Annotated in this window: 19 protein-coding genes and 1 other RNA gene; 5 read left to right on the forward strand and 15 right to left on the reverse strand. The window is 63.5% G+C overall.

What is annotated here, in order from left to right:
• Positions 1 to 91: 91 nt before the first annotated feature.
• The 15 genes from cysM to gyrA all read right to left on the reverse strand — a co-directional run bounded on the left by cysM (position 92) and on the right by gyrA (position 17,485).
• Entirely contained in the window at positions 92 to 994 is a 903-nt protein-coding gene (gene cysM, locus QWL29_RS05605; RefSeq protein WP_305821893.1) for a cysteine synthase CysM, read from the reverse strand.
• A 254-nt stretch (positions 995 to 1,248) separates the two neighbouring features.
• Positions 1,249 to 2,619 (reverse strand): M28 family peptidase, encoded by a 1,371-nt coding sequence (locus QWL29_RS05610; protein ID WP_305821894.1) that lies wholly within the window; start codon positions 2,617 to 2,619, stop codon positions 1,249 to 1,251.
• A 165-nt stretch (positions 2,620 to 2,784) separates the two neighbouring features.
• Positions 2,785 to 3,141 (reverse strand): ComEA family DNA-binding protein, encoded by a 357-nt coding sequence (locus tag QWL29_RS05615; protein WP_305821895.1) that lies wholly within the window; start codon positions 3,139 to 3,141, stop codon positions 2,785 to 2,787.
• A 199-nt stretch (positions 3,142 to 3,340) separates the two neighbouring features.
• Entirely contained in the window at positions 3,341 to 4,318 is a 978-nt protein-coding gene (gene rfaE1, locus QWL29_RS05620; protein ID WP_305821896.1) for a D-glycero-beta-D-manno-heptose-7-phosphate kinase, read from the reverse strand.
• Between the two features lie 2 nt (positions 4,319 to 4,320).
• The gene (lapB, locus tag QWL29_RS05625; RefSeq protein ID WP_305821897.1) at positions 4,321 to 5,496 is read right to left on the reverse strand and encodes a lipopolysaccharide assembly protein LapB; all 1,176 of its coding nucleotides are present in this window, start codon (positions 5,494 to 5,496) and stop codon (positions 4,321 to 4,323) included.
• A 70-nt stretch (positions 5,497 to 5,566) separates the two neighbouring features.
• Positions 5,567 to 5,875: a LapA family protein gene (locus QWL29_RS05630; RefSeq protein WP_290423600.1), complete on the reverse strand. Its 309-nt coding sequence runs from the start codon at positions 5,873 to 5,875 to the stop codon at positions 5,567 to 5,569.
• A gap of 225 nt (positions 5,876 to 6,100) precedes the next feature.
• Positions 6,101 to 6,406: an integration host factor subunit beta gene (locus tag QWL29_RS05635; RefSeq protein WP_056344442.1), complete on the reverse strand. Its 306-nt coding sequence runs from the start codon at positions 6,404 to 6,406 to the stop codon at positions 6,101 to 6,103.
• 31 nt (positions 6,407 to 6,437) lie between these two features.
• Entirely contained in the window at positions 6,438 to 8,150 is a 1,713-nt protein-coding gene (gene rpsA, locus QWL29_RS05640; protein WP_305821898.1) for a 30S ribosomal protein S1, read from the reverse strand.
• Positions 8,151 to 8,301: 151 nt separating this feature from the next.
• The gene (cmk, locus tag QWL29_RS05645) at positions 8,302 to 8,964 is read right to left on the reverse strand and encodes a (d)CMP kinase (protein ID WP_305821899.1); all 663 of its coding nucleotides are present in this window, start codon (positions 8,962 to 8,964) and stop codon (positions 8,302 to 8,304) included.
• 24 nt (positions 8,965 to 8,988) lie between these two features.
• Entirely contained in the window at positions 8,989 to 10,326 is a 1,338-nt protein-coding gene (aroA, locus tag QWL29_RS05650) for a 3-phosphoshikimate 1-carboxyvinyltransferase (protein WP_305821900.1), read from the reverse strand.
• Positions 10,323 to 11,225, reverse strand: a complete 903-nt coding sequence (locus QWL29_RS05655) for a prephenate dehydrogenase (protein ID WP_305821901.1) — start codon at positions 11,223 to 11,225, stop codon at positions 10,323 to 10,325. The genes aroA and QWL29_RS05655 overlap by 4 nt, the downstream gene beginning before the upstream one ends.
• Positions 11,226 to 12,329 carry a histidinol-phosphate transaminase gene (gene hisC, locus QWL29_RS05660; RefSeq protein WP_305821902.1) on the reverse strand — a complete coding sequence of 368 codons (1,104 nt, stop codon included), beginning with the start codon at positions 12,327 to 12,329 and terminating at the stop codon, positions 11,226 to 11,228. It lies immediately after the preceding gene.
• A gap of 25 nt (positions 12,330 to 12,354) precedes the next feature.
• Positions 12,355 to 13,425 (reverse strand): prephenate dehydratase, encoded by a 1,071-nt coding sequence (gene pheA / locus QWL29_RS05665; RefSeq protein WP_305821903.1) that lies wholly within the window; start codon positions 13,423 to 13,425, stop codon positions 12,355 to 12,357.
• A 203-nt stretch (positions 13,426 to 13,628) separates the two neighbouring features.
• A complete protein-coding gene (serC, locus tag QWL29_RS05670; protein ID WP_305821904.1) occupies positions 13,629 to 14,717 on the reverse strand; it encodes a 3-phosphoserine/phosphohydroxythreonine transaminase in 1,089 nt (362 codons plus the stop codon).
• Between the two features lie 152 nt (positions 14,718 to 14,869).
• Positions 14,870 to 17,485: a DNA gyrase subunit A gene (gene gyrA / locus QWL29_RS05675; RefSeq protein WP_305821905.1), complete on the reverse strand. Its 2,616-nt coding sequence runs from the start codon at positions 17,483 to 17,485 to the stop codon at positions 14,870 to 14,872.
• A 412-nt stretch (positions 17,486 to 17,897) separates the two neighbouring features.
• Between gyrA and ompA the strand changes: the two genes are divergently transcribed.
• From ompA to ssrA, 5 genes are all read left to right on the forward strand, one after another.
• Positions 17,898 to 18,605: an outer membrane protein OmpA gene (ompA, locus tag QWL29_RS05680; RefSeq protein ID WP_305821906.1), complete on the forward strand. Its 708-nt coding sequence runs from the start codon at positions 17,898 to 17,900 to the stop codon at positions 18,603 to 18,605.
• A 141-nt stretch (positions 18,606 to 18,746) separates the two neighbouring features.
• Complete coding sequence (ubiG, locus tag QWL29_RS05685) at positions 18,747 to 19,448, forward strand: bifunctional 2-polyprenyl-6-hydroxyphenol methylase/3-demethylubiquinol 3-O-methyltransferase UbiG (protein WP_305821907.1); 702 nt, start codon at positions 18,747 to 18,749, stop codon at positions 19,446 to 19,448.
• Positions 19,449 to 19,464: 16 nt separating this feature from the next.
• Positions 19,465 to 20,169 carry an HAD family hydrolase gene (locus QWL29_RS05690; RefSeq protein ID WP_305821908.1) on the forward strand — a complete coding sequence of 235 codons (705 nt, stop codon included), beginning with the start codon at positions 19,465 to 19,467 and terminating at the stop codon, positions 20,167 to 20,169.
• Positions 20,170 to 20,371: 202 nt separating this feature from the next.
• The gene (locus tag QWL29_RS05695) at positions 20,372 to 20,998 is read left to right on the forward strand and encodes a glycine zipper 2TM domain-containing protein (RefSeq protein WP_305821909.1); all 627 of its coding nucleotides are present in this window, start codon (positions 20,372 to 20,374) and stop codon (positions 20,996 to 20,998) included.
• Between the two features lie 171 nt (positions 20,999 to 21,169).
• Positions 21,170 to 21,528, forward strand: a transfer-messenger RNA (tmRNA) gene (gene ssrA, locus QWL29_RS05700).
• Positions 21,529 to 21,672: the final 144 nt, after the last annotated feature.

Below are 21,672 nucleotides of genomic sequence, written 5' to 3' on the forward strand. Positions count from 1 at the left end.
GTGTGCGTCTAGCTTGCGAGAAAAACAAAAGGAGCCTTGTGGCTCCTTTGTCATTTGGTCACTGCCTGCCACGGCAGGCTCCCCGCCCTCGTCAGGCAGGGAACACGCCGGTGGACAGATAGCGGTCGCCGCGGTCGCAGACGATGAATACGATGGTTGCGTTCTCCACGGTCTGCGCAATGCGCAGCGCCACTTCGCAGGCGCCGGCGGCCGAGATACCGCAGAAGATGCCCTCTTCCGCCGCCAGCCGGCGCGCCATCTGCTCGGCCGCGGCCTGGCTCACGTTTTCCACCTGGTCGACGCGGCTCTTGTCGAAGATCTTCGGCAGGTAGGCTTGCGGCCACTTGCGGATGCCCGGGATCGACGAGCCTTCTTCCGGCTGGGCGCCGACGATGCGCACGTTCTCGTTCTGTTCCTTCAGGTAGCGCGACACGCCCATGATGGTGCCGGTGGTGCCCATGGCGCTCACGAAGTGGGTGATGCGGCCCTCGGTGTCGCACCAGATTTCCGGACCCGTGGTTTCATAGTGGGCCAGCGGATTGTCCTGGTTCGCGAACTGGTCGAGGATGATGCCCTTGCCATCCTTTTGCATCTGCTCGGCCATGTCGCGCGCGTATTCCATGCCGCCGGTCTTCGGGGTCAGGATGATTTCGGCGCCGTAGGCCGCCATGCTCTGGCGGCGCTCGATCGACAGATTGTCGGGCATCAGCAGGACCATCTTGTAGCCGCGGATCGACGCGGCCATCGCCAGCGCGATGCCGGTGTTGCCCGAAGTGGCCTCGATGATGGTGTCGCCCGGCTTGATCTGGCCGCGCGCCTCGGCGTGCTTGAGCATCGACATGGCGGCGCGGTCCTTCACGGAACCGGCCGGGTTGTTGCCTTCCAGCTTGCCGAGGATGATGTTGTTGCGGGCGGCAATCTCAGCGCCCGGCAGGCGCACCAGCTGCACCAGCGGGGTGTTACCGATCGTATCTTCGATGGTCTTGTAGGCCATGTTCGCTCTCTTGCTGTTTCTTAAAACACCATTTTAAACCGGGAAGCGGATGGGCGTATGGCGAGGAGGCGGGAGGGGCCGGGGTTGGGGGTCGGTGTTGGGGTTCGTAGGGTGGGCTCTTGAGCCCACGCGGTATGGTACGGATGCGCGCCGCGAACGCCGAACGTAAAACGCGAACGTTCGTGATTCGTTGTGGGCCGCATGTATTCACATGATGAGACCGCGTGGGCACGAGTGCCCACCCTACAACAGCATTAACGCAGGGGCGCCGGGTAAGTTGCCGGGCTGACATTGCCTTCCTTGTCGATCGCCTGCACGCCGAAGAACACGTTGTCCTTCGACAGCTTGACCGTGGCTTCAAGCACGTTGCCCACGTACTGCGCGCCTTCCCACTGCGCCGCCGTGGTATCGCGCCAGACGATGCGGTAACCCGCGACGTCCGGTTCCGGATTGGCCGCCCACACCAGGGTCGAGTCGTTCACCAGCTTGTCGGTGCGCACCTTGACCTCCTTCGGTGCGCTCGGGGCCAGGGCCAGCGAGGCCAGGGCCGCGGCGTTCACCTTCGCCACCTTCGCCGTGTAGTCGAAGTCGACGAACTCGATCAGGTCGCCATACACCTTGCCGCCCTCGGTGCGCAGGTTCTGGTGCTGGTGCGAGAAGTCCTCGTTCGGCTCGGTGAAGCGCAGCGCGGCGTAGCCCTGCTCCAGGAAAGGCATGTGGTCGCCGCCGCGCAGGTAGCGGTCGTGGCGCTGGATCACGCTGACCTTGAAGCCCTTCACGTAGCGCTCGCCCTGCTCCTTCACGTGGCGCGCGAGCTGGCGCGAGATCGAATCGTTCTCGCCGCCGGTGGCCACCAGCTGGCGCACGGCGTCGCTCATCTCTTTCGTCGCCGGGATGCTCTGGGCGAACAGGCGCACCTGCTTGTTGTCGACGCGGCCGTCGTCGGCGCGCGAGCTGCCGATGATGTCGTTGGTGAACATGCCGGCCACGTTCAGGTTGTTGGCGCGCGCCTGCTTGGCCCAGTGGCCGGCGCCCAGCAGGCCCTGCTCTTCGGCGGCCACGACCATGAAGACCAGGGTCGCATCGAACTTGTACTTGGCCATCACGCAGGCCATTTCCATCACGGCGGCAGTGCCCGATGCGTCGTCGTTGGCGCCCGGCGCCTTGCCCTCGGCATCCATCACGTCGGTGTTGCGCGAGTCGTAGTGGCCGCTGACCACGTACAGGCGGTCCTTCGATGCATCCTGCGTGCCCGGCAAGGTGGCGACCACGTTGACGATCTCGGTCGGACGCGAGATGCGGGCCGATACCGGCGCGACATGGCTGTCGAAGCTTACCTGCAGCTTGCCGGCGCCGCAGCGCTCGAGCTCGCTCTTGATCCAGCGGCGGGCGGCGCCGATGCCGCGCGTTTCCGACACGGTATCGGACATCGTGTGGCGGGTCTCGAAACTGACCAGCTTGTTGATATAGCCTTCGATGCGTTTCGGCGAGATCTCGGCGACGATCTTGTCGATCTGCGCCTGGTGACGGGTGGTGTCGGGGCCCGAGGTGGCCGGTGCGGCGCTGGCGGCGCCGGCGGCGAACAGGCCGGCGACGAGGAGAGTAATGCGGCGGACGTGAGGCATGCGTTTCCTTCTTATCGTTGCGCTTCAATCAAGCAACGTATCTTCTCACGCACCTGGCAAGGCTTGCAGTCTTTACACGATAAAAAAGCTGTCTGGTCGAGTTGAGAAAAAAAGAAGAGCCAGCCAGCGCGGCTGCACAACAGCCACGCTGGCTTCGCCCTGTGATTACATGCTGGCCTTGGTCTCGGCCGGCTTAGGCGCTTCCTTGGCGCCCTTGGCCGGCTTCTCGGACTTGGCCGCCATGGCCGCGCCTTCCTTTGCCTTGCCGTTCACCTGCAGGCCGGCTTCGGACAGCTTGGCTGCCTTCTTGTCGCCCATGCCCTTCACCCGCTTTTGCAGATCGGCCCAGTCCTTGAACTCACCCTTGGCGCGTTCGTCCAGGATGGCTTTCGACATGCTCGGGCCCACACCCTTCACGCCGTCAAGGGCGGCGGCATCGGCCTTGTTGACGTCGACCTGGGCGAAGGCGAAGCTGGCCGAGGCGGCCAGCGCGGCAATTGCGAGCATCAGTTTCTTGATCATGTGGTCTCCATAGTCGTGACAGGGACGGCGGTTGCCGTCCAGCGCGCTTAACGGCTGAGCGGCGGGGCTGTTGACGTGTGGAGTTTGAGGTAGATCAGGGGGTGGAATGTGTGGTGGGATGGAGGGCGGCGACGGTGTGGTTGCGGGCGTTTCAAGGTGCAGGCGTGGCATCGGTGGGTTCTCGAACCCACCATGCCGGTCAAGCGCCGAACAATTCCTCGCGCGTGACGGTCGCGGTCCCGAGCTTGCCCACCACGATCCCGCCCGCCCGGTTGGCGGTCGCCAGCGCCAGGTCCAGCGGCGCGCCGGCCCCCAGCATCGCCGCCATGGTCGCGATCACGGTGTCGCCCGCACCGGACACGTCGAACACCTCGCGCGCCTCGGTATTCACGTGCAGCACTTCCTGCGCCGTGTACAGGCTCATGCCCTCTTCCGAGCGCGTGACCAACAAGGCTTCCAGCCCCAGCTCTTCGCGCAGCGCCTGGGCCTTCTGCGTCAGCTGTTCCTCGCTCTTCCAGCTGCCGACGATACGCTTCAGCTCCGACTTGTTCGGCGTCAGGATGCTGGCCCCCGCATACGGCGAGAAATCGTCGCCCTTCGGGTCGACCATCACGAACTTGCCGGCTTCGCGGGCGGCGCGGATCATCTCGGCCACGTTCACCAGGCTGCCCTTGTTGTAGTCCGAGAAGATCAGCACGTCATAGCTCGGCAGCAGCGCCTTGAACTGGGTGAACTTGTCGCGCAACACGGTCTCGGTTGGCGCATCCTCGAAGTCGATGCGCACCATCTGCTGCTGGCGTCCGATCACGCGCAGCTTGATGATGGTCGAGATCGCCTCGTCGCGCTGCAGATAGCTGTGGATGCTGGAGTCGCGCAGCAGCGTCTCCACTTGCGTGCCGGCTTCGTCCTTGCCGACCACGCCTAGCAGGCCGCTGTGCGCGCCCAGCGCGGCGGCGTTGCGCGCCACGTTGGCGGCGCCGCCGAGACGCTCCTCGCGCCGCTCGATGCGCACCACCGGCACCGGCGCTTCCGGCGAAATGCGCGAGACGTCGCCGAACCAGTAGCGGTCGAGCATGACGTCGCCCACCACCAGCATGCGCACGGTGTCGAGACGCGCCGGAGCGGCGCCGAGGTAATCTTCTGCCGCCAGCAGGCGGGATGGAATGACGGTATCCATGATCAGTTCATCACGTTCAGTTCTTCGGTGCGGCGCGGCGGATAGGTTTCCCAGTTGCTGCAGCCCGGGCATTGCCAGTAGTACTGGCGCGCCTTGAAGCCGCAATGGCTGCACTGGTAGCGCGCCAGCTTCGCCGTGTAGCCGTGGATCAGGTTCTTCACCATCGACAGCTCTTCCCAGATATGGGCCGGCGCATCCATCAGGCGTGCTTCCAGCAGCTTGTCCAGGCCGAGCAAGGTTGGATTGCGTCGCAACTCGTCGACCACCAGGGCCTTGGCCGCTTCCACGCCGTCGAGTTCGATCACGGCCTTGAAGATGACGTCGATCAGGTCGATCGACGAGGCTTCGGCCAGGTAGGAACGCAGCAGGTTCACGCCCTCTTGCGGACGGCCGACGCGGCGGTAGCCATCCATCAGGCGCCCGGCGACCAGGGCCACGTGCGGCACGCTTTGCTGCTCCACGCGCTTCCAGACCGTGAGCGCGCTTTCGACCTCGCCCTGGGCCACGAGTGCGTCGCCGAGCAGCATGGTGGCGCGTACGCTGTTGCGGTCGGCGTGCAGGGCCTTGTCGAGCAGCGACATGGCGTCGGCCAGGTCACTGCGCACCAGCGCGTCCTGGGCCAGCTCGCAATAGAACTGGGCGATCTCCTTTTGGCGCGCACCGGCGCCCGAGGATTGCAGGCCGCTGGCGGCATCGATGGCGCGGCTCCATTCCTTTTCGCGCTGGTAGATCTCCAGCAAGGCCTTGCGTGCCTGCACGCTGTAGCTGCCTTCGACCAGGCCGTTGAAGGTTTCCTCGGCGCGGTCGAGCAGGCCGGCCTTCAGGTAGTCCATGCCGAGTTCGTACTGGGCGTGGGTGCGCTGTTCCAGCGGCAGGTCCGGGCGCGCCAGCAGATTCTGGTGGACACGGATCGCGCGCTCGATCTCGCCGCGGCGGCGGAACAGGTTACCGAGCGCAAAGTGCATGTCGGCGGTTTCCGGATCGAGCGTGACGATTTCGATGAAGGCGTCGATGGCCTTGTCGGGCTGGTCGTTCAGCAGGTGGTTCAGGCCCTTGAAGTAGGCGCGCGGCAGGGTGCGCGATTCGGAGACGAGTTGCCGGATGTCGACGCGGGCGGCGATCCAGCCCAGGCCAAAGAAGAAGGGAATGGCCAACAGCCACCAGAGTTCAGCTTCCATGAGTTTCTTTTTATGTTGTGTTACCGAGTGCGCAGTGTAGCGCAGTGTAGCGGGCCGTGCGGCAGGACGGTCAGCGCGGCGTCGGCGTGACCGCATCCGCGGCCGGCTGGGCGGCGCCGGTGCCGGCAGCGCTTTGCAGGGCCTGGATGGTGTTCTTGTGCTGCGAGGTTTCGCGGCGGTGGCGGAACACGGTGGGTGTGACGGCCAGGATGCCGAGGGCGGCGCCGGCCACGAAGAAGGCCAGCAGCATCAGCACCAGCGGGCCACGCAGTTCGTAACCGAGGAAAAAGTGAAGATCGACTGCCTGCGTATTTTTCAGCGCGAAGCCGAAAAACAGAACGAACAGGATGAATCCTGCAATGGTGGAGACGAATTTCATCGGTTGGTTTGCCTGGAGCGGTCTGCAAAGGCGCAGTGTCGCATATCTACAGGATTCTTTCAAAGCCGCATGGCCGGAACCCGACCGAAGCCACGGTCCGTACGGTGGGCACTCCGTGCCCTCCGTACGGTCAACGTCGCGGGCCGCATCGAAGACCAGCAGGCACATACGCACGAAAAAAACGGCGCCCCGAAGGACGCCGTTCTTGCCTGGCTGGCAGACGATTCAGTCTTCGATGATCGGTTGCCCGACCATCGCATCCACCCGTTCGCGCAACTGCTTGCCAGGCTTGAAGTGGGGCACCCGTTTTTCGGGCACCATCACCTTGTCGCCGGACTTCGGGTTGCGTCCGATGCGGGGCGGACGGCTGTTCAGTGCGAAGCTGCCGAAACCACGGATCTCGATGCGCTGGCCCGTGGCCAAGGCGTTGGTCATCGCATCGAGGATGGTCTTGACAGCGTACTCCGCATCCTTGGCGACCAGCTGAGAATAACGCTCAGCCAGTCGTGCAATCAGCTCGGACTTGGTCATCTGTTCGCCTTAAAGAACAATGAGTTCTTGCTTAATTCTTGTTATCGAACTTGGCTTTCAGCAGCGCGCCCAGGCTGGTGGTGCCCGATGCGGCGTTGCTGTCCGACGAGGACGACAGCTTGCTCATCGCTTCCTGGGTCTCGACGTTGTCTTTCGCCTTGATCGACAGCTGGATGCTGCGCGCTTTGCGATCAATGTTGATCACCAGGGCTTCGACCTTGTCGCCGACCTTCAGGTGGGTGCCAGCATCTTCAACGCGGTCACGTGCGATTTCCGAAGCGCGCAGGTAGCCTTCGACTTCTTCGTTCAGGGCGATCACGGCGCCTTTTGGCTCAACCGATTTCACGGTGCCGGTGACCAGCGAACCCTTGTCGTTCAGGGCTGCGAAGTTGTTGAACGGGTCGCCTTCCAGCTGCTTGACGCCCAGCGAAACACGCTCGCGCTCGACGTCGATGGCCAGGACAACGGCTTCCAGCTCGTCGCCCTTCTTGAAGCGGCGGACAGCTTCTTCGCCGGCTTCGGTCCACGACAGGTCGGACAGGTGCACCAGGCCATCGATGTTGCCTGGCAGGCCGATGAACACGCCGAAGTCGGTGATCGACTTGATCGAGCCACGGACTTTGTCGCCCTTCTTGTGGGTCATGCCGAAGTCGTCCCATGGGTTCGCTTTGCACTGCTTCATGCCCAGCGAGATACGGCGACGCTCTTCGTCGATTTCCAGGACCATGACTTCGACTTCGTCGCCCAGCTGCACGACTTTGTTCGGGGCCACGTTCTTGTTGGTCCAGTCCATTTCCGACACGTGGACCAGGCCTTCGATACCCTGCTCGACTTCGACGAACGCGCCGTAGTCGGTGAGGTTCGTGACTTTACCGAACAGGCGGGTGCCTTGCGGGTAACGACGCGACAGACCGGTCCATGGGTCATCGCCCAGTTGCTTGACGCCCAGCGAAACACGGTTCTTCTCTTGATCGTATTTCAGGACTTTAGCGGTGATCTCCTGGCCAACCGACAGGACTTCCGACGGGTGACGCACGCGACGCCATGCCAGGTCGGTGATGTGCAGCAGGCCGTCGATGCCGCCCAGGTCAACGAACGCGCCGTAGTCGGTGATGTTCTTGACGACGCCGGTCACCACGGTGCCTTCTTTCAGGGTTTCCATCAGCTTCTGGCGCTCTTCGCCCATCGACGCTTCGATGACGGCGCGGCGCGACAGCACGACGTTGTTACGCTTGCGGTCGAGCTTGATGACCTTGAATTCCAGGGTCTTGCCTTCGAACGGGGTGGTGTCCTTGACTGGACGGGTGTCGACCAGCGAACCCGGCAGGAAGGCACGGATGCCGTTGGTCAGGACGGTCAGGCCGCCTTTGACTTTACCATTGACGGTACCGGTGACGATTTCGCCCGATTCCATCGCTTTTTCCAGTGCCAGCCACGACGCCAGGCGCTTGGCCTTGTCGCGCGACAGGATGGTGTCGCCGAAGCCGTTTTCCAGCGACTCGATAGCCACGGAAACGAAATCGCCGATTTGAACTTCCAGTTCGCCCTGGTCGTTCTTGAATTCTTCGACCGGGATGAAGGCTTCCGACTTCAGGCCAGCGTTGACGATGACGAAGTTGTGATCCAGGCGGACGACTTCAGCCGAGATGACTTCGCCCGAACGCATATCCTGGCGTTGCAGCGATTCCTCGAAGAGGGCTGCGAAGCTTTCCATACCGGTATCTTGGGTGGTTGCAGTAGACATAGGTGATTTACATGTTAGCCAGCAGGACCAGCGATGGTGTGGTTCTGAACTGGGTCAGGTTGAAACAAATGCCCGTGCGGCAAACGCCTTACAGGCTCCTTTACGGCTGTACTACGGGTCCGAATTAAAGCATCCGGAAACATCCAGGTATTTACAACAATGCGTTCCAATGGAGCACTTGTTCCACTGCTTCATCAACCGTCATGTCTGACGTATCGAGGATATACGCACCCTCTGCCGGCACCAGCGGGGCGACGCTGCGATGGGTATCGCGGTCGTCGCGCGCCTGCAAATCAGCCAGCAGACCTTCCATATTAGCAGAAATTCCTTTGCCAATCAATTGCTTATATCGGCGTTCGGCACGTGCTTCCACACTTGCCGTCAGGAACACTTTAAGACGGGCGTTGGGGAAGATCACCGTGCCCATGTCGCGGCCGTCGGCCACCAGGCCGGGCGCCTTGCGGAAGCCCAGCTGCAGGCCGTACAGGGCCTGGCGCACGCTCGGGATCGCCGCGATCTTCGAGGCGCTGTTGCCCACTTCCTCGGCGCGGATCTGCTCGCCTACTTCTTCCCCGTCCAGGAAAATGTCGCCATTCGAGAACGTCGCCGGCAGCGCGGCAGCCAGGGCGGCCACCGCAGGCTCGTCATCGAGCGCCACGCCGGCGCGCACTGCCGACAAGGCCGTCAGGCGGTACAGCGCGCCCGAGTCGAGCAGGTGGTAGCCAAGGCGGTCGGCCACGCGCGCGGCAACGGTCCCCTTGCCCGAGGCGGTCGGGCCGTCGATGGTGAGGACGGGGATGTGGGAGTTAGGCATGGTGTTCTTCTTTTTAAAAACAGGTCAAAACAATTCGTTCTTGGCGATGCCGGCAAACGCCTCGAAGTAATCGGGGAAGGTCTTGGCCACGCACTTCGGGTCGTTGATGCGCATGGCGTTGCCGCGGCGCGCCTTGCCGTCCAGCGCGGCGAGCGAGAAGCACATCGCCATGCGATGGTCGTCGTAGGTGTCCACGGTAGCCGGCAGCAGTTCGTGCGGCGGCGTGATGCGGAGGTAGTCGGCGCCCTCCTCCACGATGGCGCCGACCTTGCGCAGCTCGATGGCCATCGCGGCCAGGCGGTCGGTCTCTTTTACCCGCCAGCTGGCGATGTTGCGCAGGGTGCTGGTGCCGTCGGCGTACAGCGCGGCCACGGCAATCGTCATCGCCGCATCGGGAATATGGTTGAAGTCGGCGTCGATGGCTTTCAACACACCGTTCGAACGCGCCTCGATCCAGTTGTCGCCGCGGGTGATGGTGGCGCCCATGCGCTCCAGCGCATCGGCAAAGCGCACGTCGCCCTGGATGCTGTGTTCGCCCACGCCCTCGACCCGCACCGGGCCGCCGCCGATTGCGCCGGCCGCCAGGAAGTAGGAGGCCGATGAGGCGTCGCCTTCGACGTGGATGCTGCCCGGACTCTGGTAGCGCTGGCCCGGCTGCACGGTGAACGAGGACCAGCCGGCCTGTTCTACTTCCACGCCAAAGCGGCGCATCAGATTCAGCGTGATCTCGATGTAGGGCTTGGAGATCAGTTCGCCGACCACGTCGATGGTGATCTCGTGGCCGCGCGCCATCAGCGGCGCGGCCATCAGGAGCGCGGTCAGGAACTGGCTCGACACATTCCCGCGCACCGACATGCGGCTGGCGTGGATGTGGCCGCGCTTGATGTGCAGCGGCGGGAAGCCCGGTTCGCCGGTGTACTCGATCTGGGCGCCGACCTCGTTCAGGGCGTCGACCAGGTCGCCGATCGGGCGTTCGTGCATGCGCGAGACGCCATGCAGGGTATAGCTGCCGCCGATGACGGCCAGGGCCGCGGTGAGCGGACGGATCGCGGTGCCGGCATTGCCCATGAACAGGTCGGCTTCATGGTTGGGCAGTTCGCCGCCGTTGCCGTGCACTTGAATAGTGCGCTCATCGATTTCTTCCCATTGGATGCCGAGCGAGCGCAGCGCGCCCAGCATGACCAGGGTGTCGTCCGAGGCCAGCAAATCGTGGATGGTGGTCCTGCCTTCGCTGAGGGCCGCCAGCAGCAGCGTGCGGTTCGAGATGCTTTTCGAACCCGGCAGGCGCACCGTGCCCTCCACGTGCATCACGGGTTCCAGGTCGATGTGCTGCGGGTAGTGTTTCGGCTTTTGCTGCGTCATGTAGATTCCTGTTTAGGACTAGGAGGCTCGGCTGTCTCGATGGCCTCGCTCCAGGCCCGGCGGGCGCGCTGCGCATTCGTATAGATGGCTTCCAGCCCGGGACCGTCGTTCGCGGCCAGGCGTGCGCGCAATACGGTCAATTGTGCCAGATATGCATCGAGCTCGGTAAGGAGCGCAGTACGATTCGCCAGGCTGATGTCGCGCCACATCTCGGGCGAGGAGCCGGCAATCCGCGTGAAGTCGCGGAAACCGCTGGCGGCATACTGGAAGAGCAGATCCGCGTGCGGTTTCTGCGCGATGTCGTCGACCAGCGCAAAGGCCAGCAGGTGCGGCAGATGGCTGACCGCGGCGAACACGCTGTCGTGCTGCTCGGGCGTAAGGGTGTGGATGACCGCGCCGCACAGGCGCCATGCTGCGGCCACCAGGCCGACATCGCCCGCGGCGTTTTCCGGCAGCGGCGTGATCACCGTTTTCTTGCCCTGGTAGAGGTCTGGCAGGGCGGCATCCGGGCCGTTGCTTTCGCGGCCCGCAATCGGGTGGCCGGGTACGAACTGCCTGGCACGTTCGCCCAGCACGGCGCGGGCGGTAGCGGCGACGTCGGCCTTGGTGCTGCCGGCGTCGGTGATGACGGTGCCCGGCTCCAGCCAGGGCAGCAGCGCTTCCAGTATCCGCGCCGTCTGCGCGACGGGTGCGGCGAGCAGCACCAGGTCGGCACCGCTCATCGCTTCTTGCGGCGAGGCGGTGATGCTGTCGACGATGCCCAGCTCCAGCGCACGCGCCGCCGCTTCCGGCGAACGCTCCAGGCCCACCACTTCACGCACCGCGCCAGCAGCCCTCAAGGCCAGCGCGAACGACCCGCCGATCAGACCGACGCCGACGATGACGACTTTGCCCAGCATTTACGCCAGCGTCTTCTTCAGTGCTTCGATGAAGGCGGCGTTTTCCTGCGACAGGCCGATGGAAATGCGCAGCCACTGCGGCAAGCCGTAAGCACCGACCGGACGCACGATCACGCCCTGCTTCAGCAGCGCCAGGTTCACGCGCGCGCCGGCGCCGTCATCGTCACCCACGCGTACCAGCACGAAGTTGCCGAAGGACGGCACGTACTCCAGGCCGAGTTCTTCAAACGCGGCGGTCAGCTGCTGGTAGCCTGCTGCATTGTTCTCGGCGCCCTTGGCCAGGAAGGCCTGGTCGTTCAGGGCCGCGATCGCCGCTGCCTGCGCCAGCGAATTCACGTTGAAGGGCTGGCGGATGCGGTTCATCAGGTCGGTCACGGCCGGCTGGGCAATCGCGAAGCCTACCCGCAGGCCGGCCAGGCCGTAGGCCTTGGAGAAGGTGCGCGAGACCACCAGGTTCGGGTACTTGCGCACCCAGTCGGCGGACTCGAACTGGTACTCGGGCGCCAGGTATTCGTTGTAGGCTTCGTCGAGCACCACGACCACGTTCGACGGCACCTTGTTCAGGAAGGCTTCGATCGCTTCGGCGCCAATGAAGGTGCCGGTCGGGTTGTTCGGATTCGCCACGAACACCAGGCGCGTATCGGCATCGATGGCGGCGGCCATGGCATCCAGGTCGTGGCCATACTTCACGGCCGGCACCACGATGGCGCGCGCGCCCACGCCTTGCGTCGCCAGCGCGTACACGGCGAACGAGTACTGCGAGTACACCACGGCTTCACCCTTTTGCACAAAGGCGTGGGCGGCGATTTCCAGGATGTCGTTGCTGCCGTTGCCGAGGGTGATCCAGTCGGCCGGCACGTCGTAGCGTTCGGCCAGCGCGGCCTTCAGCTCGAAGCCGTTGGCGTCCGGGTAGCGGCCCAGTTCTGCGGCGGCCTTGGCCATCGCGATTTTGCTCGATTCGGGGATGCCGAACGGATTCTCGTTCGATGCAAGCTTGACGATGCTGGCCTCGTCGAGACCGAACTCGCGGGCGACTTCAGCGATGGGTTTGCCGGCCTGGTAAGGGGCGATGGCACGAACGTACTCTGGACCGAATTGCGTCATGGTGTGTCTCAAAAAAATGGAGGAATCAGAGGCCGACCGGGTAGGAACCCAGCAGCTTGTAGAAGGCGGCATTGTCCTGCAGGTCTTGCAGGGCGCGCGCGACCGGCGCGTCCTGGCGGTGGCCCTCGACGTCGACGTAGAAGTAGTACTCCCAGTTGCCGGTACGCGCCGGGCGCGATTCAAAACGGCTCATCGACACGCCGTGCGTGGCCAGCGGCGCCAGCAAATTGTAGACCGCGCCCGCCTTGTTCGGCACCGCCAGCACCAGCGAGGTGCGGTCCTTGCCCGAAGGCGTGGTGGCGTGCTGGCCAATGACCACGAAGCGCGTGCGGTTGTGCGGGTCGTCCTGGATGTGGGCCTGCACCACGCCGAGTTGGTACTGCTCGCCCGCCATTTCGCTGGCGATTGCCGCCACCGACGGGTCGCGGCTGGCCATCACCGCCGCCTCCGCGTTCGAGGCCACGGCGCGGCGGTCGATGCCGGGGTGGTGCAGGTTCAGCCAGACCTGGCACTGGGCCAGCGCCTGCGAGTGGGCGCAGATGGTGGTGATGCCATCCATGCTGCCGCTTTTGCTCATCAGGCTGTGGTGGACCGGGATCGAGACTTCGCCGCTGATGATGGTGGTCGTGGCCAGCATCAGGTCGAGCGTGCGGTTGACCGCGCCTTCCGACGAGTTCTCGACCGGGACCACGCCGAAGTCGGCGGTGCCGGCTTCGGCGGCGCGGAACACTTCGTCGATCGAGGCGCAGGGCAAGCCTTCGACGGCGCTGCCGAACTGCTGGTACACGGCCTGCTCGCTGAAGGTACCGGCCGGGCCGAGATAGGCGACGGTGACGCGCTTTTCCAGCGCGCGGCAGGCGGACATCACTTCGCGGAAGATGGTTTGCAGGTCGTGGTCCTTGAGCGGACCGTCGTTGCGCTCGGCCACGCCGCGCAGCACCTGGGCTTCGCGCTCGGGGCGGAATACGGGGGCGTCGGTCTCGGCCTTCACGTGGCCGACTTCCTGGGCCAGCCGGCCGCGCTGGCTCAGCAGGTCGAGGATTTGGGCGTCGATGGCGTCGATCTGCTGGCGCAGGGGGAGGAGTTTGTCGTTCATTGTTGTTCTTGAAAAGATACTAGTCTGTTATTGCTTGCGCGACCGCTCGTAGGGTGGGCACTCGTGCCCACGCGGTACGGCGCCTGATGACCGGTTGCGCGTCCGACGTCATGGGTCGCGGCATATCGACCGATGAGACCGCGTGGGCTCAAGAGCCCACGCTACGAAGTCAAAGGCCATTTGCACCGGACGAAGGCAGCTGTCTATCGCCCCGCAAACTCGTTCAAATAATCGACCAGTGCCTGCACACCTTCGATCGGCATCGCATTGTAGATCGATGCCCGCATACCGCCGACGGACTTGTGGCCCTTCAGCTGCAGCAGCCCGCGCGCCTTGGCGCCGGCCAGGAATGCTTCATTCAGTGATTCGTCGCGTAAATAAAATGGGATATTCATGCGCGAGCGACATGATTCATCGACATGGTTCGCATAGAAATCATCGCAGTCCAGCGCTTCGTACAGCAGGCGCGCCTTCTCGATATTACGCGCTTCCATCGCCGCCACCCCGCCCTGCGCTTTCAGGTGCGCAAACACGAGTCCGGCGATATAGATCGCATAGGTCGGCGGCGTATTGAACATCGACTCGTGCTCGGCGACGTTCTTCCAGTTGAAGGCGGACGGACAGATCGGCAGCGCATAGTCGAGCAGATCCTCGCGCACGATCACCAGCGTCAGGCCGGCCGGCCCGATGTTCTTCTGGGCGCCGGCAAAGATCACGCCGTACTGCGACACGTCGATTCTCCGCGACAGGATGTGCGAGGACATGTCCGCCACCAGCGGCACGCCGGCGGGCGGTTGCGGTACGAAGTTGTACTCGACGCCGTCGATGGTCTCGTTGGTGCACACATGCAGGTAGGCCGCGCCATCGCTCAGCTGCCACGACTCCGGCGCCGGCACCGAGACAAAGCCGCCGGCCTGGCTCGACGCCGCCACGTTCACCTCGGCATAGCGCGCCGCTTCCTTGACCGACTTGCCCGACCACGACCCCGTGTGCACGAAGTCGATCACGGCCGGCTCGCGCACGCGCCCCAGCAAATTCATCGGGATGATGGCGTTCTGCCCCAGCCCGCCGCCCTGCATGAACAGGATGCGGTAGTTGGCCGGCACGGCCAGCAGCTCGCGCAAGTCGGCCTCGGCCTGCCTGTAGATCGAGATGAACTCGGGACCGCGGTGCGACATTTCCATCACCGACATGCCGCTTCCCTGCCAGTCGAGCATCTCGCTCGCGGCCTGCTGCAGCACTTCCTTGGGCAGGACAGCCGGTCCTGCGGAAAAGTTGAATACCTGGTTCATGCGGTCCTTTCGCGTCTGCTGACTATTTCTGGAGATCCTGTACGAAGGGCTGCATCGTCACGGCAACCATGGTCTGCGGGTCGGCGCCGGGCGCCGTCTTGGTCAGCGATGAAAAAAAAAAGCCACCCGCGCAGGGGTGGCGTTCGCGACCTTTATTCCGGCGCCTGTTCGAGCTCGACCTCTTCGAGATCGGTTTCGACCACACGCTGCAGGCCCGACAGCTTGGTGCCGTCTTCCACCGCGATCAGGGTCACGCCCTGGGTCGCGCGGCCCATCTCGCGGATCTCGGCCACGCGGGTGCGGATCAACACGCCGCCGGTAGTGATCAGCATGATCTCGTCGGTGACGTCGACCAGGGTCGCAGCCACGACCTTACCGTTGCGCTCGGACTGCTGGATCGCGATCATGCCCTTGGTGCCGCGGCCATGGCGGGTGTACTCCAGGATCGGGGTACGCTTGCCGTAGCCGTTCTCGGTAGCCGTGAGCACCGACTGCTGCTCGTTCTCGGCCACCAGCAGGGCGATCACGTTCTGGCCCTCTTCCAGGTTCATGCCGCGCACGCCGCGTGCCTGGCGGCCCATCGGACGCACGTCGTTCTCGTCGAAGCGCACTGCCTTGCCGCCGTCCGAGAACAGCATCACGTCGTGCTCGCCGTCGGTCAGCGCGGCGCCGATCAGGAAGTCGCCCTCGTCGAGGTCGACCGCGATGATGCCGGCCTTGCGCGGGTTGCTGAAGTCCTTCAGCGGCGTCTTTTTCACGGTGCCGAGCGAAGTCGCCATGAACACGTAATGGTCTTCCGGGAAGGTCCGGTTTTCGCCCGACAGCGGCAGGATGACGGTGATCTTCTCGTTGTCCTGCAGCGGGAACATGTTCACGATCGGTTTGCCGCGCGAGTTGCGCGAACCCTGAGGCACTTCCCACACCTTCAGCCAGTACATGCGGCCGCGGTTACTGAAGCACAGCATGTAGTCGTGGGTATTGGCGATGAACAGCTGGTCGATCCAGTCCTCGTCCTTGGTCGCCATCGCCTGCTTGCCGCGGCCGCCGCGCTTCTGCGCACGGTATTCGGCGATCGGCTGCGACTTCATGTAGCCGGTGTGCGAGAGCGTCACCACCATGTCTTGCGGCGTGATCAGGTCTTCGGTCTCGAGCTCGTTGGCGTTGTGCTCGATGGCCGAGCGGCGCGCGTCCTTGCCGTTCTCGGTGTAGTCGTTCTTGATCTGCACCATCTCGTCGCTGATGATGGTCGTCACGCGTTCCGGACGCGCCAGGATGTCGAGCAAATCGGCGATGTGGGCCATCACTTCCTTGTACTCGTTGACGATCTTGTCCTGCTCCAGGCCGGTCAGACGCTGCAGGCGCATCTGCAGGATTTCCTGGGCCTGCTCGTCGGACAGTTTATACAGGCCGTCCTGCTGCATGCCGTAGTGCTTCGGCAGGTGCTCGGGGCGGAAGGCCTCGATGCCGCCGGACGCGCCGAGATCGGTACGCGTGAGCATTTCGCGCACCAGCGACGAATCCCAGGCCTTCTGCATCAGTTCCACTTTCGCCACCGGCGGCGTCGGCGCGGCCTTGATGATGGCGATGAAGTCGTCGATGTTCGCCAGCGCCACCGCCAGGCCTTCCAGCATGTGGCCGCGCTCGCGCGCCTTGCGCAGCTCGAACACGGTGCGGCGCGTGACCACTTCGCGGCGGTGCGACAGGAAGCACTCCAGCATCTGCTTCAGGTTCAGCAGCTTCGGCTGGCCATTCACCAGCGCCACCATGTTCATGCCGAAAGTGTCTTGCAGCTGGGTCTGCTTGTACAGATTGTTCAGCACCACTTCCGGCACTTCGCCGCGCTTCAGTTCGATGACCACGCGCATGCCCGATTTATCCGACTCGTCGCGGATATCGGAAATGCCTTCCAGCTTTTTCTCGCGAACGTTGTCGGCGATGCGCTCGAGCAGCGACTTCTTGTTCACCTGGTACGGCAGCTCGTCGATGATGATGGCCACGCGGCCGCCATCCTTGCCATACTCTTCGAAGTGGGTCTTGGCGCGCATCACCACGCGGCCACGGCCGGTGCGGTAGCCGTCGCGCACGCCCGAGACGCCGTAGATGATGCCGGCGGTCGGGAAGTCCGGCGCCGGGATCAGCTCGATCAGTTCGTCGATGGTGCAGTCCGGGTTGCTCAGCAGGTGCTGGGCGCCGTTGATGACTTCCGACAAATTATGCGGCGGGATGTTGGTGGCCATGCCGACCGCGATGCCCGACGATCCGTTAATTAACAGATTCGGGATCCTGGTCGGCAGGACGGTTGGTTCTTTTTCCTTGCCGTCGTAGTTCGGCTGGTAGTCGACCGTGTCCTTGTCGATGTCGGCCAGCAGTTCGCTGGCGATCTTGTCGAGGCGGCACTCGGTGTAACGCATTGCCGCGGCGCTGTCGCCGTCGATCGAGCCGAAGTTACCCTGGCCATCGACCAGCGTGTAGCGCAGCGAAAAGTCCTGGGCCATGCGCACCAGCGTGTCGTAGATCGACGAGTCGCCGTGCGGGTGGTACTTGCCCATGGTATCGCCAACCACGCGCGCGCACTTCACGTACGGGCGGTTGAAGTTGTAATTACTCTCGTGCATCGAGTAGAGCACGCGGCGGTGCACAGGCTTCAGGCCATCGCGCACATCCGGCAGCGCACGGCCCACGATCACGCTCATCGCGTAATCGAGGTAGCTCTTGCGCATCTCTTCTTCGAGGGAAATCGGGACTGTTTCTTTTGCGAATTGATCCATTGGGCGTGTCGACTGCTTTCAGGCTGTGGATTTATGAATTACAAGCGGAGGATTTTACCATGGGCGACCCTGCAACAGCGTAATTCGCAGGCAACACTCCTTCTCCACCAGCCACTTGCCAAGCGTACACAATTGAACTTTTGACACATGCTTGTCATAAACGTTCGTCAAGCTAGCGTGCTCTGGCAATACATTGTTGCGCAGAAACAACGTGTCAAAATGTGATGCACCGCAAATGGGCATCGTGCGGTCGTGCGGTCGTGGCGCATATGGCAAAATGGATGAGAAGTTAATTGCTAATTTCGCAATGCGAACCGTACGCGGCTGCATGGATGTTAATATTCTGCTTACGTCAATGCGTATGCCCAGCCATCCCCGCAACGGAAGATTGAAAACCGAAAGGAAGAAAAATATGAAGAAAATTGCAACCCTCATGCTCGCAGCTTCGGCAGCGATGGCTGGCAGTGCGTTTGCTCAAAGCGCACCGCCATACGCGCCGCTGACCACCGACATCCAGGCGAACAAGCCGTACAGCGCCTACGTCCAGGACAGCCGCGGCGTGATCGCGCGCGATCCTTTCGGCCTGTGCTGGCGTACCGGCTACTGGACCCCGGCCGACGCGGTCCCTGGCTGCGACGCGCCGCTCTGCGTCCCGCCTGAGAAACTGGAAAACGGCAAGTGCGTGGCGCCGCCGCCACCGGTCGAAGCCACCCCGCCGGCGCCGGCACCAACCCCGGCACCGGCTCCGGTCCCGACCTCGGAAAAAGTGAGCTACTCGGCTGACGCCTTCTTCGATTTCGACAAGGCCGTCCTCAAGCCTGAAGGCAAATCGGCACTCGACGAGCTGACCTCGAAACTGGGCGACATGAACCTGGAAGTCATCATCGCCGTCGGCCACACCGACTCGATCGGCACCGATGCCTACAACCAGAAACTGTCGATCCGCCGCGCCGAAGCCGTCAAGGCCTACCTGCAAGGCAAGGGCGTCGATTCGAACCGCATCTACACCGAAGGCAAGGGCGAAGGCCAGCCGGTTGCAGACAACAAGAGCTCGGATGGCCGCGCGAAGAACCGCCGCGTCGAGATCGAAGTGGTCGGCACCCGCAGCCGCCAGCAGTAATCGGGCAGCAGGAGCGGGTGGCATGCCACCCGCCTGCAGCAAGCTTTCGAACCCCGCTACGGCGGGGTTTTTTTCATCCCCGGCACTTTTGTCGCCCGCTTGTACTTCACGGCGCAGAGTTTCCCGTTATTATTCCGACCTATGACTACGAACGCCGACCCTCAGGAAATCTCGAAATTCAGTGAGCTCGCCCACCGCTGGTGGGACCCGACCTCGGAATTCCGTCCGCTCCATGAAATCAATCCGCTGCGCCTGGAATGGATCAACGCGCGCGCCCCGCTGGCTGGCAAGAACGTGATCGACATCGGCTGCGGCGGCGGCGTGCTGTCGGAATCGATGGCGCGCAAGGGCGCCAAGGTCACCGGCATCGACTTGTCGAAGAAGGCGCTGAAAGTCGCCGACCTGCACAGCCTGGAGTCGGGCGTGGAAGTGCGCTACAAGCTGATTGCCGCCGAGGACATGGCGCTGGAAGAACCGGGTCAGTACGACGTCGTCACCTGCATGGAAATGCTCGAGCACGTGCCCGATCCTGCGTCCATCGTGCGCGCCGCCGCTGCCCTGGTAAAGCCGGGCGGCAAGCTGTTCTTCTCCACCATCAACCGCAATCCCAAAGCGTATTTGCTGGCCGTGATCGGCGCCGAATACGTGCTGCGCATGCTGCCGCGCGGCACCCACGACTACGGCAAGTTCATCACCCCGGCCGAACTGTCGCAATACCTGCGCCTGGCCGGCCTGCAGGTGGACGGCATGAAGGGCCTGAGCTACAACCCGCTCACCAAGATCTATTCGCTCAACAACGACACCGATGTGAACTACATGGTGGCGTGCACCAAACCGCTTTGAACCTGCGCCAGAACCGATGACCTCCCCTGCCATGCCCGCGCCGCGCGCCGTGTTGTTCGACCTCGACGGCACGCTGGCCGACACCGCGCCCGACCTTGCCGCCGCCGTCAACTGGCTGCGCACCGAGCGCGGCCTCGCGCCAACCCCCTACGCCATCCTGCGCCCGACCGCCTCGGCCGGCGCGCGCGGCATGATCGGCGCCGCCTTCGGCCTGGCGCCGGGCGATGCAGGCTACGAGGACTTGCGCCTCGCCTGGTTCGACCGTTACCAGGACAACATGGCCGTCGACAGCACCCTGTTCGAGGGCATCGACGCACTGTTGCAGGGCATTACGGACGCCGGCATGGCCTGGGGCGTGGTCACCAACAAGCCCGCGCGCTTCACCGATCCCCTGATCCCGCAGATTAAGCTTGACCACGCAGGGTGTATCGTGTCAGGCGATACGATGCCTTTTTCAAAACCCCATCCGGCCCCGTTGCTGGAGGGGGCACGCCGCCTCGGCATCGCGCCCGAGCACTGCTGGTACGTCGGCGACGACCTGCGCGACATCGAAGCCGGCCGCGCCGCCAACATGGTGACGGTCGCCTGCGCCTGGGGCTATTGCGGCTCAATCGAACCCTTGAACTGGGGCGCCGACTTCCTGTGCGCCACGCCGCTGGATTTGCTGGCTCTGCTGCGCTCGCTGACCACTTCCACTGTTCCAGTCGAATCCGCTGCTTGACGTAGGGTGGGCACTTGTGCCCACGCGGTAAATCAGCGTTCGCCATCCGCGCAAGATGGACGGCTCCGCTGCCCACGCTCAACCGCATCAAATTTCGCCCTTACATCTGATTACGACTGATACAGCCTCAGGTCTACCGTGTAACCATCCATTTCCGTAATCTGCATCCATCAAACAACGCAACACACATGGAGCAGAGAACATGACCACCACCCAAGCCACCACCCGTATCCATCCCCTGATGGCCGCCGCTGCCGCCTCGGTGATCATTGTCAGCCTGACCGGCGCGGCCGCCATTACCGGCCTGCTGCCCTCGTCGCGCAGCGCCCCGGAACCACAAGCCGTCCCGCTCGCCGCCGTCCAGCCCGCGCCAGCCGCCGCCCAGCTGCAGCCAACCGCGCTGCCGACCCAGCTCGCAGCCGCCCCGGCCCCGGTCGTGGTCAGCGCCGCCCCCGGCACGACGACCTACGTGCAGCCAACCACCGCCAACGCCCCGGTGATCGTCGTCAAGCAGGAACCGGCGCCAGTGGTGAAGCAAACCGTGGTCAAGCAAACCGTCGTGCACAAACCACGCGTCGTCGAGCACCGCCCTGCCCCGCAGCCGGTCCGCTACGACGAACCGGCCTACCGCACCGCTTCCGCCCCGGCGCCGGCGCCGGTCCAGCAAGGCCCAAGCTATGTCGGCGTCGCCACCGGCGCCGTCATCGGCGGCCTGATCGGCAACCAGGTCGGCGGCGGCAACGGCAAGAAGCTGGCCACGCTGGCCGGCGTCATCGGCGGCGGCTACCTCGGCAACGAGATCGCCCAGCGCAACGCCGGCAACCGTTAAGCAGACGCAAGGAACTGCCCCGCTAACGCGCAGCAGTTTTTCCGCCAGCGTTGACCGTAAGGTGGGCACCCCGTGCCCACGCGGAACGATGATTATTGTTAGCGCGCTTCGCATCAAAGTAACACCGTGCACACGTACCCGCTTTGGAGTACAATGAAGCTTCTTTCGTTGGGGGGCGACCTGGTTTCGACGTGGGTTGCAAAGCAGCGCAGGGCATACCGAGGGCTGGTTACCTCGTAAATACACCCAGAAATCAATAACTGCAAACGATAACTCGTACGCACTCGCAGCTTAATCGCTGCTAGCTCTACACTACCTCGCCTCTGGGGTGGGCCGCAAGGCAAGTAGAGTCATTTACAGAGGCTAGGACTCACTCGGGTTACTTGGGTGCTTCCGAAATTTAAGGTAACTCGCTTGTACAAAGGGTGCACATCCCCGTTGTCCAGGTTAAATTAAAAGATAGTGCTAAGTATGTAGAACTGTCTGTAGAGTGCTTGCGGACGCGGGTTCGATTCCCGCCGCCTCCACCAGTATTCAAAAACAAAGCCCTTCCGGCGCAAGCCGGTGGGGCTTTGTTTTTGAATACTTCGTGCCGGACAGCGAGAATTGAATTTGCGGACGGAACGGACGTGGGGCGAGCAGGGGTTTCGAGCTGCGCAGCAGCGAGCCTGCGA

The organism is Massilia brevitalea (assembly GCF_030711405.1).
GTDB classification, from domain to species: domain Bacteria; phylum Pseudomonadota; class Gammaproteobacteria; order Burkholderiales; family Burkholderiaceae_D; genus Telluria; species Telluria brevitalea.

Bases quoted from the DNA above. Each gene is read 5' to 3' on its own strand.
- cysM (WP_305821893.1), bottom strand. From the start codon at position 994: ATGGCCTACAAGACCATCGAAGATACGATCGGTAACACCCCGCTGGTG.
- QWL29_RS05610 (WP_305821894.1), bottom strand. From the start codon at position 2,619: ATGCCTCACGTCCGCCGCATTACTCTCCTCGTCGCCGGCCTGTTCGCC.
- QWL29_RS05615 (WP_305821895.1), bottom strand. From the start codon at position 3,141: ATGATCAAGAAACTGATGCTCGCAATTGCCGCGCTGGCCGCCTCGGCC.
- rfaE1 (WP_305821896.1), bottom strand. From the start codon at position 4,318: ATGGATACCGTCATTCCATCCCGCCTGCTGGCGGCAGAAGATTACCTC.
- lapB (WP_305821897.1), bottom strand. From the start codon at position 5,496: ATGGAAGCTGAACTCTGGTGGCTGTTGGCCATTCCCTTCTTCTTTGGC.
- QWL29_RS05630 (WP_290423600.1), bottom strand. From the start codon at position 5,875: ATGAAATTCGTCTCCACCATTGCAGGATTCATCCTGTTCGTTCTGTTT.
- QWL29_RS05635 (WP_056344442.1), bottom strand. From the start codon at position 6,406: ATGACCAAGTCCGAGCTGATTGCACGACTGGCTGAGCGTTATTCTCAG.
- rpsA (WP_305821898.1), bottom strand. From the start codon at position 8,150: ATGTCTACTGCAACCACCCAAGATACCGGTATGGAAAGCTTCGCAGCC.
- cmk (WP_305821899.1), bottom strand. From the start codon at position 8,964: ATGCCTAACTCCCACATCCCCGTCCTCACCATCGACGGCCCGACCGCC.
- aroA (WP_305821900.1), bottom strand. From the start codon at position 10,326: ATGACGCAGCAAAAGCCGAAACACTACCCGCAGCACATCGACCTGGAA.
- QWL29_RS05655 (WP_305821901.1), bottom strand. From the start codon at position 11,225: ATGCTGGGCAAAGTCGTCATCGTCGGCGTCGGTCTGATCGGCGGGTCG.
- hisC (WP_305821902.1), bottom strand. From the start codon at position 12,329: ATGACGCAATTCGGTCCAGAGTACGTTCGTGCCATCGCCCCTTACCAG.
- pheA (WP_305821903.1), bottom strand. From the start codon at position 13,425: ATGAACGACAAACTCCTCCCCCTGCGCCAGCAGATCGACGCCATCGAC.
- serC (WP_305821904.1), bottom strand. From the start codon at position 14,717: ATGAACCAGGTATTCAACTTTTCCGCAGGACCGGCTGTCCTGCCCAAG.
- gyrA (WP_305821905.1), bottom strand. From the start codon at position 17,485: ATGGATCAATTCGCAAAAGAAACAGTCCCGATTTCCCTCGAAGAAGAG.
- ompA (WP_305821906.1), top strand. From the start codon at position 17,898: ATGAAGAAAATTGCAACCCTCATGCTCGCAGCTTCGGCAGCGATGGCT.
- ubiG (WP_305821907.1), top strand. From the start codon at position 18,747: ATGACTACGAACGCCGACCCTCAGGAAATCTCGAAATTCAGTGAGCTC.
- QWL29_RS05690 (WP_305821908.1), top strand. From the start codon at position 19,465: ATGACCTCCCCTGCCATGCCCGCGCCGCGCGCCGTGTTGTTCGACCTC.
- QWL29_RS05695 (WP_305821909.1), top strand. From the start codon at position 20,372: ATGACCACCACCCAAGCCACCACCCGTATCCATCCCCTGATGGCCGCC.